At 45.4% G+C, this 13,789-nt stretch carries 10 protein-coding genes; 7 read left to right on the top strand and 3 right to left on the bottom strand.

From position 1 onward, the window contains the following. Positions 1-2: 2 nt before the first annotated feature. The 3 genes from sdhA to B143_RS0105710 all read left to right on the top strand — a co-directional run bounded on the left by sdhA (position 3) and on the right by B143_RS0105710 (position 3,556). The gene (gene sdhA / locus B143_RS0105720) at positions 3-1,805 is read left to right on the top strand and encodes a succinate dehydrogenase flavoprotein subunit (protein ID WP_008315868.1); all 1,803 of its coding nucleotides are present in this window, start codon (positions 3-5) and stop codon (positions 1,803-1,805) included. An 11-nt stretch (positions 1,806-1,816) separates the two neighbouring features. Continuing rightward, positions 1,817-2,599, top strand: a complete 783-nt coding sequence (locus tag B143_RS0105715; protein ID WP_018122539.1) for a succinate dehydrogenase iron-sulfur subunit — start codon at positions 1,817-1,819, stop codon at positions 2,597-2,599. Between the two features lie 108 nt (positions 2,600-2,707). Beyond that, on the top strand, positions 2,708-3,556 hold the full coding sequence (locus tag B143_RS0105710) for a PhzF family phenazine biosynthesis protein (protein ID WP_018122538.1): 849 nt from the start codon (positions 2,708-2,710) through the stop codon (positions 3,554-3,556). Here B143_RS0105710 and B143_RS0105705 read toward each other — a convergent pair whose 3' ends face one another. Beyond that, on the bottom strand, positions 3,557-3,955 hold the full coding sequence (locus tag B143_RS0105705) for an MORN repeat-containing protein (RefSeq protein WP_018122537.1): 399 nt from the start codon (positions 3,953-3,955) through the stop codon (positions 3,557-3,559). Positions 3,956-3,962: 7 nt separating this feature from the next. Then, positions 3,963-5,999, bottom strand: coding sequence for an ATP-dependent DNA helicase RecG (recG, locus tag B143_RS0105700; protein WP_018122536.1), 2,037 nt, complete (start codon positions 5,997-5,999; stop codon positions 3,963-3,965). 83 nt (positions 6,000-6,082) lie between these two features. On the opposite strand from recG, the gene ispB reads away from it, so the two are divergent. The 4 genes from ispB to B143_RS0105680 all read left to right on the top strand — a co-directional run bounded on the left by ispB (position 6,083) and on the right by B143_RS0105680 (position 12,059). After that, positions 6,083-7,063 carry an octaprenyl diphosphate synthase gene (gene ispB / locus B143_RS0105695; protein ID WP_018122535.1) on the top strand — a complete coding sequence of 327 codons (981 nt, stop codon included), beginning with the start codon at positions 6,083-6,085 and terminating at the stop codon, positions 7,061-7,063. Between the two features lie 52 nt (positions 7,064-7,115). Continuing rightward, a complete protein-coding gene (gene glnE, locus B143_RS0105690) occupies positions 7,116-9,908 on the top strand; it encodes a bifunctional [glutamate--ammonia ligase]-adenylyl-L-tyrosine phosphorylase/[glutamate--ammonia-ligase] adenylyltransferase (RefSeq protein ID WP_018122534.1) in 2,793 nt (930 codons plus the stop codon). A 67-nt stretch (positions 9,909-9,975) separates the two neighbouring features. Continuing rightward, positions 9,976-10,251, top strand: coding sequence for a hypothetical protein (locus tag B143_RS0105685; RefSeq protein ID WP_008315881.1), 276 nt, complete (start codon positions 9,976-9,978; stop codon positions 10,249-10,251). 80 nt (positions 10,252-10,331) lie between these two features. Beyond that, entirely contained in the window at positions 10,332-12,059 is a 1,728-nt protein-coding gene (locus B143_RS0105680; RefSeq protein WP_018122533.1) for a ubiquinone-dependent pyruvate dehydrogenase, read from the top strand. 281 nt (positions 12,060-12,340) lie between these two features. Here the strand turns inward: B143_RS0105680 and B143_RS0105675 are convergent, their stop codons facing one another. After that, the gene (locus B143_RS0105675; RefSeq protein ID WP_018122532.1) at positions 12,341-13,753 is read right to left on the bottom strand and encodes a TrkH family potassium uptake protein; all 1,413 of its coding nucleotides are present in this window, start codon (positions 13,751-13,753) and stop codon (positions 12,341-12,343) included. Between the last annotated feature and the right edge of the window lie 36 nt (positions 13,754-13,789).

Raw genomic sequence — 13,789 nt, 5'->3', positions numbered from 1 at the left:
ACATGAATTTGAAAAAATATAAAGACTATAACATCACCGAACATGTATATGATGTTGTAGTAGTGGGCGCAGGCGGTGCAGGTTTGCGTGCGACATTGGGTATGGCGGAAAAAGGCTTTAAAACAGCATGTGTGACTAAAGTATTCCCAACGCGTTCTCACACAGTGGCAGCACAAGGCGGCGTATCTGCAGCTTTAGGCAACATGGGTGAAGATGATTGGCGCTGGCACATGTATGACACCGTTAAAGGTTCTGACTGGTTAGGTGACCAAGATGCCATCGAATATATGTGTCGCGAAGCCATCCCATCGATTTTAGAATTAGAACATTATGGTTTGCCTTTCTCTCGTACGAAAGAAGGTAAAATCTATCAGCGTCCTTTCGGCGGCATGACCACCCATTACGGTGAAGCACAAGCACAACGTACATGTGCCGCCGCTGACCGTACTGGCCACGCTATGTTGCATACGTTGTATCAACAATCTTTGAAACATCACGCTGAATTCTACATCGAATATTTTGCCCTCGACTTAATCATGGAAAATGATGAATGTCGCGGTGTGATCGCTTGGAACTTAGCCGATGGTACCATCCACGTATTCCGTGCCCAAATGGTGGTATTGGCAACAGGTGGTTATGGTCGTGCTTACTTCTCTGCAACGTCTGCTCATACTTGTACAGGTGATGGCGGCGGTATGGCAGCGCGTGCAGGTGTACCTTTACAGGATATGGAATTTGTTCAATTCCACCCAACAGGCATCTATGGCGCAGGCTGCTTAATCACAGAAGGTGTACGCGGTGAAGGTGGTTACTTAACCAACTCAAACGGCGAACGCTTCATGGAACGCTATGCACCGAATGCAAAAGATCTTGCCTCTCGTGACGTTGTGTCCCGCTCCATCTTGTTAGAAATCCGTGAAGGTCGCGGTGTTGGTCCTAAAAAAGATCACGTGTATTTGAACTTAATGCACTTAGGTCCTGAAGTGATCAATGAACGTTTACCAAGCATTGCAGAAAGTGCAAAAATCTTCGCAAACGTAGATGTCACCAAAGAGCCCATCCCAATCATCCCAACCGTTCACTACAACATGGGTGGTATTCCAACGAACTATCATGCTGAAGTTGTGACATTGAAAGATGGCAACCCAGATCACGTGGTACCAGGTTTGATGGCGATCGGTGAGGCTGCGTGTGTGTCTGTACATGGTGCGAACCGTTTAGGTTCTAACTCATTGCTTGACTTAGTGGTCTTTGGCCGTGCAGCTGCAAACCGTGCGGCTGAAATCTTAAAGCCAAATGCAACACAAAAAGATTTGCCTGAAGATAAAATCATTGCCATTTTAGATCGCTTTGACAGCATCCGTCATGCAAATGGCTCAATTCCGACGGCACAATTGCGTGACAAAATGCAGCGCGCAATGCAAGCAGACGTGTCTGTATTCCGTATGGAAGAGACATTAAAAGACGGTGTGACTGCCATCACTGAAGCCTTCAATGACTTCAAAGAGATCAAAGTGCATGACCGCAGCTTAATTTGGAACTCTGACTTAGTGGAAACTTTAGAGTTGTCTAACCTTTTAGCGAATGCCATGACCACTGTCGCTTCTGCTTACAATCGTAAAGAATCTCGCGGTGCACATGCTCGTGAAGACTTCCCGAATCGTAACGATGAAGAGTGGATGAAGCATACTTTAGCGTGGTTAGATGATGCAACCGGCGAGATCAAAATCGATTATCGTCCTGTGCACACTTACACTCTTACTGATGATATCGAGTATATCCCACCTAAAGAAAGAACATACTAAAGGAATCGGTTATGGCTGAGTTTAAATTACCTGCAAATTCTATTGTCAAAGAAAACGGACAATATTTTAAAGCAGAAGGCGCGAAAAATAAGCGCGTCTTTAAAATCTATCGTTGGAACCCTGATACAGGTGAAAATCCACGTTTTGATAAATATGAAGTCAATATGGATGAATGTGGGCCAATGGTGCTCGATGCGTTATTGAAAATCAAAAACGAAATCGATCCAACATTGACATTGCGCCGTTCATGCCGTGAAGGCGTTTGTGGTTCATGTGCGATGAACATTGATGGCACCAATACACTTGCGTGTACAAAAGCCATTGAATCCATTGGCACAGATGAAGTGCGCATCGCGCCTTTACCGCACATGCCTGTGGTGAAAGACTTAGTGCCAGATTTAACGCACTTCTATGCACAGCACGCATCCATTCAACCTTGGTTACAAGCGGATACGCCAAATCCTCCACGCGAGCGTTTGCAATCCATTGAAGAGCGCCGCAAACTCGATGGTTCATACGAATGCATCTTGTGCGCAAGCTGCTCGACTTCTTGCCCAAGCTATTGGTGGAACTCTGATAAATACTTAGGTCCTGCGGTATTGTTGCAAGCGTATCGCTTCATTATGGATTCTCGTGATGAATACAAAGGTGAACGTTTAGCGGAATTAGAAGATCCGTTCAAATTGTACCGTTGTCACACTATTATGAACTGTACAAAAACGTGTCCTAAGGGCTTAAACCCTGCAAAAGCGATTGCGGAAATCAAAAAATTAATCGTGGCGCGCCATAATTAATCGAATGATTGCATGAATCAAAAGGCAGCTTTGCTGCCTTTTTTTGTGCGCCATGAAAAAATATGGTAAATCTACTAGAACCCTTCATTTTTGCCATAAGGAGTGCACATGAAGACACTCACCTATTTTTGGATCAACGTCTTTACCACAGAACAAGACAAAGGCAATCCATTGCCCGTATTTGTGCTTGATGATCCTTTAAGCAAAGCCGCGATGCAAAAAATCGCCGCAATGCTAAATCAATCAGAAACTGTCTTCATTGAACACGTGGACTCAACTGAACCTAAGCTCTCCATTTTTACGCCAATGCAAGCCCTACCTTTTGCAGGACATCCCATCATTGGTGCGCTGAAAATTTTAGAGAAATTGCAGCCGAATCCCACTTTCACCCATGTTAAAACTGAATCGGGCAATGTGCCGGTTGAGATTGATCGTCATAAACACATTTATTGGATCAAAGCGCCCCTTGCCCCAACAATGCGGGCAAGCACATTAACCATTGCTGGCACAGCGCAAATGCTTGGCTTAACGGAAGCCAATATTCTCTCCTGCCCCACTTGGGTCAATACGGGCAGCGAACAATTACTTGTGGAGTTAGACAGTGCTGAAGCGGTGGATGCCATTGCCATTAATTCCACATTGTTTAAAGAGCATGCCACGCTCTATGAAGGGCGCACCATGATCTATGCATGGAGCCGCACAAACAATGATGTGTATGCGCGCTATTTTTACCTTAAAAATGGCGCAATCGGCGAAGACAGCGGCACAGGATCAGCCGCTGCCAATTTAGGTGGTTTACACTGTTTAAACGGCACAACGTCTCTGGAATATCGCATTCGTCAGGGTTGCAAAATGGGGCGTGAAAACGTCTTATATTTAAAAGTTGTTGAAGGTGAGATTTGGATCGGCGGGCAAAACACCTTTATGGGACAAGGTGAATTGCTTTGGGCTGAGTGATCAACGTAGATCCACCGCTCGACCATCATTTAAAAACATCGTGCCTTTGCCCACTTTATTGTGGCGCATCTGGCCGATGAAAAATGAGCCATCACTCAACGTGAGTTTTCCGCGTCCATGAAACTCGCCCATCACATGCTCGCCCTCATAGACTGCGCCATCTGCGCTCACTGTTTTGCCAAAGCCATGGGCTTTGCCTTGCTTAATCGCCCCTGTATAAATACCTTCTGCACTCTTTAATGTGCCATAACCTTCTGGCACACCATTGACTAGATCACCCACATAAGTTGCACCATTTGGCAAGGTGATTTTGCCTAAATCATCATCAATCGGCGCGCCATGATTTGTGGCACAACCCGTTAACATCACCATCAATCCTACAATTGCCAAGCCTTTCATATCACCTCTATACACTGATAAATTGCGTGCGATGGCTGAGCCAACGCTGAATCAAACCATTGACGATCACATCATTGTCAATGAGCTTAGGCACCATTTGCTGCGCGCGATCAATGATGTCACGATGCACCAACATATTGGCCACTTTAAAGGTCACTTCTCCTGTTTGCTTGGTGCCGATGATCTCGCCTGTTCCGCGAATCTCTAAATCCTTTTCTGCGATCACAAAGCCATCTTCGGTTTGTTGTAAAATTTGCAAACGCTCTTGTGCCACAGCCGATAAAGGCGGCTCATACATCAATAAACAAAACGATGCTTGACTGCCGCGCCCAACGCGCCCACGCAATTGATGGAGCTGAAAGAGCCCTAACCGCTCTGCATTTTCAATCACCATAATGGTGGCATTTGGCACATCAACGCCCACTTCAATCACCGTGGTGGCCACCAATACATCTAATTCATGCTGTTTGAACGCCAGCATGATCGCCTCTTTTTCCTTCGGTTTCATCTTGCCATGCAGTAAACCAATGCGCACATTCGGCATCATCATGGATAATGTTTGATGCGTCTCTTCAGCGGCTTGAGCGGATAAGGTTTCATTGGCCTCAATCAACGTGCATACCCAATAAGCTTGCACGCCCTTTGCACATTGTAAGGCTAAGCGTGCAATCAACTGATCACGCTTTTGATGGTTCACAAGCGTTGTGGTGATCGGCACGCGATTGGCGGGCTTTTCATCAATGATGGAATGCTTTAAATCCGCATAAGCGATCATGGCCAATGTGCGCGGAATGGGCGTTGCTGTCATCATCAAAAAGTGCGGTTGATGATGTGGATTTTTCTCTTGCAAGGCAAGGCGCTGCGCCACGCCAAAGCGATGCTGTTCATCGACAATCACAAGGGCAAGGGATGCATATTCAACGCTCTCTTGAAACGTCGCATGCGTGCCTACAATGATCTCAATCTCGCCGTTAGCAATCGCTTCAGAGCGGATGCGTTTCTCTTTCGCCGTCAAACCGCCCGATAAAAACGTGACACGAATGCCCAGCGGCGATAACAATTTATCAATGGTTAAATAGTGCTGCTCTGCCAATAATTCTGTGGGTGCAATCATGATGGCTTGCTGCTTCATCATCGCCACATGTAAAAGCGCCACGGTCGCCACGATGGTTTTCCCTGCCCCCACATCGCCCTGCACCAAGCGCATCATCGGGCTGTGTTGCATCATGTCTTCTTTGATCTCTGCAATCACGCGGTGCTGTGCATTCGTCAATTGATACGGCAAACTTTGTAGGAGTGCTTTCTCAGCCGGTAAAGCGAGCGCAATGGCAATGGCGGTTTTATGGGTATCCGAAACACGCGCGCGCCCAAGCGCCAATTGATACGCGAGCACCTCTTCTAATGCCAATGCCTTTTGCCACGGATGCGAACCTTCAGAGAGTTGCTGCAAGTTCGCATCTGGCGGTGGATTGTGTAGATAATGAAGTGCATCTGACAAGGAATATTTGCTCGAAATAAAGCTTGGGAAAGATTCTGGCGTGGTTAATGTGAGCGCTGCTGTGATCATGGTACGCATCTGCTTTTGATTGATGCCCGCCGTTAAGGGATAAATCGGTGTCAATCGCTCTTCGACAGCAATTGATTCATGCAATGCCCGAAACTCAGGGTGCACCATTTCTAAATAAGGATAACCCTTTTTCACCTCGCCAAAGGCACGAATCAGTAAGTTTTCATCCAATACTTTCAATAAGCCATGATTAAAATTAAAGAACTTAAATTGCATGATGCCTGTGTCATCTTTCACCCAAACTGTCAGATACTTTTTGCGCCCTTGTGAGACTTCTTTTTTCACCACGCTCACTTCCACAACTGCTGTATCACCAACGTGCAATGCCGCAATCGGCAATAGGCGCGTGCGGTCTTGATAACGATGGGGCAGATGAAAAATCATGTCCTGAATCGTATGGATGTGGAGCTTCTCTAAGGTCTTTGCCATCTTCGGCCCAACACCGGGAAGCTTTGTCACAGATTGCTGAAGAATCACAAATTATCTCTTATATGAATACTTTTTATTGAACAGGCCTTATAATACCTTAATTCATAGTCAAAAGAGAAACAGGGGCGAGAATGTCTATCAAAAATATTCAAGCGTTGATTGCCGACGATTTTAACCAAGTCAATGAAGCCATCATGACGGCGTTATCCTCTGATGTGGCATTGATCAACGAACTTGGTGCATACATCATTTTATCTGGCGGTAAGCGCTTACGCCCGATGATTACTGTATTGTGTGCCAAAGCGGCACAATACACCGGTGATAAACACATTTCAGCGGCGGCGTTGATTGAGTTTATCCATACGGCAACCTTATTGCATGATGATGTGGTGGATCACTCCGACATGCGCCGCGGCAAAGAGACCGCCAATGCCATTTGGGGCAATGAAGCGAGCGTTTTAGTGGGCGACTTCTTATACACGCGCGCTTTCCAAATGATGGTGAATTTAGATTCCATGCGTGTGATGCGCATTTTAGCCGAAGCCACCAACCGCATTGCAGAAGGCGAAGTGTTGCAGCTGTTAAACATCAAAGAGCCAAACATCACAGAAGCAAATTACTTTAATGTCATCTATTCAAAAACAGCTAAATTGTTTGAAGCGGCGGCGGAAATCGCAGGTGTAATGGCCTATGAAACCTCAGGACAACCTGAATCACAAGTGGAAGCGTTCCGTGAATATGGTAAATATGTTGGTACAGCATTCCAGCTCATCGATGACATTTTAGATTACACGGCCACCGCCGAAGAGATGGGTAAAAATACAGGCGATGACTTAGCAGAAGGCAAACCCACATTGCCACTCATTCGTGCCATTGAAGTTGGTACACCAGAAGAGGCCGAACTGGTCCGCAATGCCCTACTCAATGCTGATGTGAGCCAATTGTCCACCATTTTACAGATCATTGAACGCACAGAATCCCTCACCTACACTTATCAAAAAGCGTGCGAGCAAGTGGACCAAGCAATTACTGCCATTGCCCCGATTGCTGATTCGCCCTATAAAGAGGCATTGATTGGCCTTGCAAAATACGCCATTGAACGTAAATTCTAAATGCAATGAAGCCCTTCCATGAAGGGCTTTGCTTTATTCATGAGAGTTGCCCATGTTAAATTATTGGTTACAGTTTGAAGAACGTCACCCACAGCTCTATCACACCGTGGAAACGCATCCTGATTTTTTAGCCCTCAATCGTTTGCTTGAGTCTTCGCCGTGGGCAGGTCGCCTAATTCTCAATCGCCCTGAGCGCTATTTGACTGATTTTTTAACCCAACAATGGGATGCGCCGCTTGATCTCTCATCGCTCATCATTACGGCAAATTCAGAAGCTGAAGCCCTGCCAAAGCTTCGCACCCTTCGCAATCAATTGCTATTAAAAATGGCATACCGTGACATCAATCAAATCGATGATGTGCTCACCATCAATCGCGACATTACGCGCATTGCCGATTTCTTTTGTCAGCAAGCCCTCAATTTAGCCTATCAATTCACCACAAAAAATACTGAAGCACCAAAGGATCAGCATGGGCAACCCATCGTCCCATACGTCATTGGCATGGGAAAAATGGGCGGCTTTGAGCTCAATTTCTCCTCGGACATTGATCTCATCTTTGGCTATTCTGGGGATGATGCGCATTTCTTCCATAAAGTGGCACGCCGCTTCATTCATCTCCTGCATACAACCACAGAAGATGGCTTTGTCTATCGCGTGGATTTGCGCCTTCGCCCATTTGGCAGCAGCGGCCCCATTGCCTTATCCACTGTAGCGATGGTGAGTTATTATTTTCAATATGGTCGCGATTGGGAGCGTTATGCACTCATTAAAGCGCGCGTGGTCGCGGGTAACACGACAGAAGGTGAACACTTTTTAAAAGAGATTCATCCCTTCATTTACCGAAAAACCATTGATTATGAATTGGTGGATGCCCTTAAAAACATCAAAGACATGATCCAAAAAGAGGTGATTTTAAAAGACAATCACCACAACATTAAACTTGGCGATGGCGGCATCCGCGAAATCGAGTTCATCGCCCAAGTTTTTCAGCTCATTCATGGCGGTAAACAAACGCAGCTGCAAACCACAGAGATCATGCAAGCATTAGATGTAATCAGCACGCGTTATCTTTCCCCTGAAACTGTGAGCGCCCTAAAAAATGCCTATATTTTCTATCGCTTGATCGAAAATCGCTTACAAATGGTGCACGATGAACAAACCCACACATTGCCAAGTACACCCGCTGAGCAAGCGCGCCTCATTCATGGGCTCAACATCACCTCATGGGAGAACTTCACTAAAACTTTGATGTATCACCAAAGCATCGTACATGAAGAGTTTGAGAACATTTTTGGCGCCGTGACGGTGCAAGAGAGTGACAATCACTTCACTTCCCTGTTAAAACTGCTGCGTGAACCACAAGAAGCGATTGATTTTAAAAAGTGGTTTGATCTACAAAATTCCCGCGAGAGCGAGCAAAAATCTTATCTGTTGTGGGCGTTTCAAAAAGAGACCTTTTTAAAGGCAGATTTAGAGACGCAAAAATCCATCACCTTCATTTTGCTCCATGCCTTTCATTATCTAGAAACTAAGCAGCAACACAGCGCCCATACGCTCAATCTATTTTTAGACATTTTAGCAAGCATTGCGCAAGAATCCCGCTTCATTGAGTGGTTGCATGAGTACAATTCAGCCTTGATTCATGTGCTTGATCTATGTTGCCACAGCACTTTTTTAAGCCGTTATCTTGCCCGTTTTCCAAAGCTCTTTGATGAATTGATGGCAAGCATGGAGGATGCTAAACCCTTCAATCATCGTAAACTCAGTAAAGCCCTCAATACTGCCCTAGAACAGCCAAAAGCCACTGAAGAGCAACGCCTCAACCTTCTGCGTGATTTCTTGCATAAAACCGTGCTTAAAATCGCCATGGCGGACTTTTCTGGCAAGATGCCGCTCATGATCGTCAGTGATTATCTCTCTGAGCTTGCCGATACGCTTCTCAATAAGATTTTGCGTTTAGCATGGAGCGAGCTCAGCCAAAAACATGGGCAACCCACTTCCCTTCGCCATAAAAATGGTCGCCCTGATTTCATCATTGTGGCATATGGAAAATTAGGCGGCTTAGAGCTCGGTTATCAATCGGATTTGGACATCATCTTTTTGCACGACGCGGTGGAAGATCAAATGACCGATGGCGCGCATCCCATTTTTAACAGTGACTTTTTCGTGAAATTGGCACAAAAGATCATCCATTATTTAACCGCGCAAACGGCATCCGGGCGCTTATATGAAGTGGACATGCGCCTTCGTCCTTGTGGCGATTCTGGGTTACTCGTGTCAAGTTTTGAGCGCTTTAAAAACTATCAAGCCAATGATGCATGGATTTGGGAACATCAAGCCCTCATTCGTGCGCGCCCCATCACAGGTAGCCAAACGTTAAGCAATGCCTTTAACCAATTTCGCAAAGAGATTTTAACGCGCCAACGCTCGATCCCGCATTTAAAGCAAGAGATCATCAAAATGCGTCAAAAGCTTGATAAACAGTTTGCCGCAAAACAATCCGACCTTGCCCGTAACCTTAAATATGGCAAAGGCGGCATGATCGACATTGAATTTTTGGTGCAATACTTAGTGCTCTCACATGCTTATCATGAACCTTTATTGGTGCGCTTTACCGATAACATTCGTCAACTTGCGGCACTTGAAGCCCTTGGGCGCTTGAGTTCATGGGAAGCGATGGTGCTGCGTGATACTTATCGTTCCATCCGTAAAATTCAACATTATGCCCGCTTATCGGATCAAGAGACCTTGCAAAAACCGCCGGAATTGGTAGAGTCAATGCAACTTGTGAAGGAAATACACGATAAAGTGTTTGGTCAAACAAGCCACAAAAAGATTAATTAATCATTAATAAATGTTTAGAAAGTGTTAGAATAGTGAAAAAGATACATATAAATAGGAGATGAAACTCATGGAAAATAATATTGTCGACATTGTTGTAACCATCTTAAACCCTGCTTATTTGGTCATTGCTGCAGCATTGGCATGGATCTTACGTAACATTGGCGGTTCGGTGTATGTGATTGTCCCGATCATTATGATGGTGCTTGCCATCGTGGTGGATGCTATTTTCGAATTGCCGAACTTTTCACCGTATCCATTTCAAATCATCGGCATTGGCGTTGTTGCATTGATCATTACTTCGATTGTGCTCTATCTTGTGAAAAAGATGAACGCATCAAAATAAATTGAGTTTCATCCATAGCGGCCGTTCAGACCGCTATTTTTTTATAACAAATATAATTTGATAACAAGTTAGGAGTGACCATGTCTAAAAAGAAAGTGGCCCGCATTGTGGTGGAAGCTTTAGAAAACTTTGGCGTCAAACGTTGTTATGGCGTTGTCGGCGATACGCTCAATCAAGTGACGGATGCGATGCGTCATCACACAGACATCGAATGGGTGCACATGCGCCATGAAGAAGCTGGCGCTTTTGCAGCCGGCGCTGAAGCGTATATGAGTGATACATTAACAGCGTGCGCAGGTTCATGTGGCCCCGGTTCATTGCATTTCATCAATGGTTTATTTGAAAGTCATCGCAATGGTTCACCTGTTGTATTGATCGCCAGTCAATTGCCCACAAATGTGCTGCAAACCAACTTCCCACAAGAAGTGGATTACATGCCCATTTATCGCACCTGTTCTGTCTTTTGTGAGCAAGTCAATGATGCCGCTTCTGCTAAACGCATTGTGATGAGTGCATGCCAAGCGGCACTTTCACAACGTGGTGTTGCGGTGGTGATTTTGCCGTCAGACATCAGTGCCATGGAAGTGGAAGATGCGCCGGTTCTCCAAACCTATCAGCCGAAAAAGCCCGTAATTCATCCACAAGAGAGCGAATTGATGGCCATGGCAGAGATCCTCAACAGCGGTAAACGCGTGGGCATTTATGCAGGGGCTGGCTGTGAAGGCGCCCATGATGAAATCATCACCCTCTGTGAAAAGCTCAAAGCACCGATGGCACACACATCACGCGCGAAAGATTTTGTGGAATGGGACAATCCCTATAATGTTGGTATGACGGGCATGCTCGGTGTGGAATCCGGCTATCGCATGATGGAACATTGTGACACATTACTCATTTTAGGCGCAGACTTTGCTTGGTCACAATTTTACCCGAAGGATGCAAAAATCATTCAAGTGGACATTAACCCACAGCAACTTGGCTTACGTCATCCGATTACGATGGGCGTGATTGGCAATACAATTGATACGGTTCGCGCCCTATTGCCGCATCTGAATACAAAAGTAAACACGGAGTTTTTAGACACTTATACGGAGATGCACAAAAAATGCACCGCTGAGCTCAATAAAAAAGCCGTGGCTGGCAGTGAAGATCTCATTCATCCGCAATATCTTGTGGAGCTCCTGAGCAAATATGCCACAGATGATTGCCTCATTGCCGGCGATTGCGGCTCTGCGATGGCTTGGATTTTACGCCATTTCCACACCAATGGTCAGCGCCGCACCATGTTGTCTATGAAGCATGGCACAATGGCGAACGCAATGCCACAAGCCATTGGCTTACAAAAAGCATTCCCGAATCGTCAAGTGATCTCCTTATCCGGTGATGGTGGTTTAACCATGTTAATGGGCGATTTACTCACCATTGTGCAAGAAAAACTGCCCATCAAAATCGCCATTTTAAACAACGGTGCCCTTGATTTTGTGGAACTTGAGATGAAAGCCGAAGGCATCGTCAATAGCTATACGGATCTACACAATCCTGATTTTGCAAAACTCGCCGATGCTGTGGGCATGCAAGGTTACAGCGTCAAAGGTTCTCATGAGCTTGAAGATGCTGTCAAAGCCTTCCTTGAGCACGATGGTCCTGCCATCTTAGATGTGCACACTAGCCGTTTAGAACTGCTCTGGCCGCCCCACACAGAACCGAAAAACTACACCAATATGGCCTTGTATGGCGCGAAAGCCATTTTAGGTGGGCAAGGCAAAGATTTTGTGGATATGCTCAAAGATAATTTCTTGAAAAAATAGTCAGGATTCAATCTTTCATGGAATGAAAACAGTGCCCGATGACCTCGGGCATTGTGTTATCCGCAATCTATCCACATAACCTGTGGATAATTATGTGCATATCTTGTGGAGAGGGGCTCAAACGCCGCCTATCATCAGTGAGTCAAGCGAACGCCTAAAGATTAAACATAAATAATTTATTCAATGATATCAATAAATTAACTTAAAGTTAAGTGTTTGATTTAATCGTTATCCTCACCTAAAAATCATCAAACAGATGCTGTTGATAACTTTGTGCACAACTAACTGCGCCAAAAGCTTGGCGTCAATAATACAAAGATGGTGAAGATCTCTAATCGCCCTAACAACATCGTAAAGCTCAAGACAGATAAACCCACATCACTGATGGAAGAATAGTTATTGGCAATCGAGCCCAAGGCAGGACCTGTAATGTTTAAACAACCTGCCACCGCGGAGAATGCATCTAATGGCGTTAAGCCACAGCCAATCATCACCAAAGTTAAAACGGCCGTGGATAAACCATAGAGCACCACAAATGCCCAGATGCTCGCTAAAATGGAGACGGGAATCACTTTACCATCCACACGCACTGGCAGCTCTGCCCGTGGATGAATGAGATGTTTGATCTCACTGTGGGCTTGTTTACACAATAAAATGATGCGAATCATCTTAATCCCACCTGTGGTGGAGCCGGCACATGCACCCATAAAAGATAAAAAGATCAATAACAAGGGTAAATATGTGGGCCAATCGCTGAAAGGATTGATGAGAAAACCGGTGGTGGTGATCATGGCGATCACAGTGAAAAAGGCATTGACAAATGCATCATACCAGCCTTCAAACACAGAAAAATAATGCAGCGTCAATGCCACAATCACCGACGCGCCAAGGGAGACAAAGAAGAAAGTGCGCAGCTCAAAGTTTTGGAAATAACGTTTGATGCTTTTTTCACGAAACACTAAAAAGTGCAGTGTAAAGTTGATCCCACCCATGAACATAAAAAAGATGGCAATCCAATTGATGAGCTCGCTTTGAAAGTAACCAAAACTGTCATCATAGTTTGCAAAACCTGCCGTTGCCACCGTGGAAAAGCCGTGGGTGATGGCATCAAAAAGATTCATCCCTGCCACATAGTAACTGAGGATACATGCTGCCATCAGGGCGATGTACACGAACCATAAGTTACGTGCTGTTTGCGCAATGCGTGGCGTGAGTTTTTCCTCTTTCATCGGCCCTGGCACTTCTGCCTTAAAGAGCGCCATTCCGCCCATGCCTAAAAGCGGCATGATGGCCACAGCTAAGATGATGATCCCCATGCCCCCAAAAAAGTGCAGTTGCGTTCTGTACCATAAAATGGATTTTGGCAAGGTTTCAAGATGCTCAAGCACCGTTGCGCCCGTCGTGGTAAAGCCTGAGGTCGCTTCAAAAAAGGCATGCACAAAGGAGATGTTGAGTTCTTTTGAGAGATAGATTGGCACAGCACAAATCAAACTTAAAACGCTCCAGAAGAGCGCCACAATGATGAATCCATGTCGTGTTTTGAGCTCGTAATTGCTCTGACGATACGGGAGCCATAAAAGCCCACCGAGCAAGAAAGTGCTGACAAAAGCGGCGAGAAAATAGCGCGCTTGATCATCTGAGTAGATAAAGGAGATTCCCACCGGAATCAAAAAGGTAAAACTAAAACCCATCATTAACATTCCCATTATTTTGAAAATAACGGCGAGCTG

This window comes from Wohlfahrtiimonas chitiniclastica DSM 18708 (assembly GCF_000375345.1).
Taxonomy (GTDB): Bacteria; Pseudomonadota; Gammaproteobacteria; order Cardiobacteriales; family Wohlfahrtiimonadaceae; genus Wohlfahrtiimonas; species Wohlfahrtiimonas chitiniclastica.
Note: the sequence above shows the minus strand (reverse complement) of the source record. Positions and strands in the feature narration are given on the sequence as shown.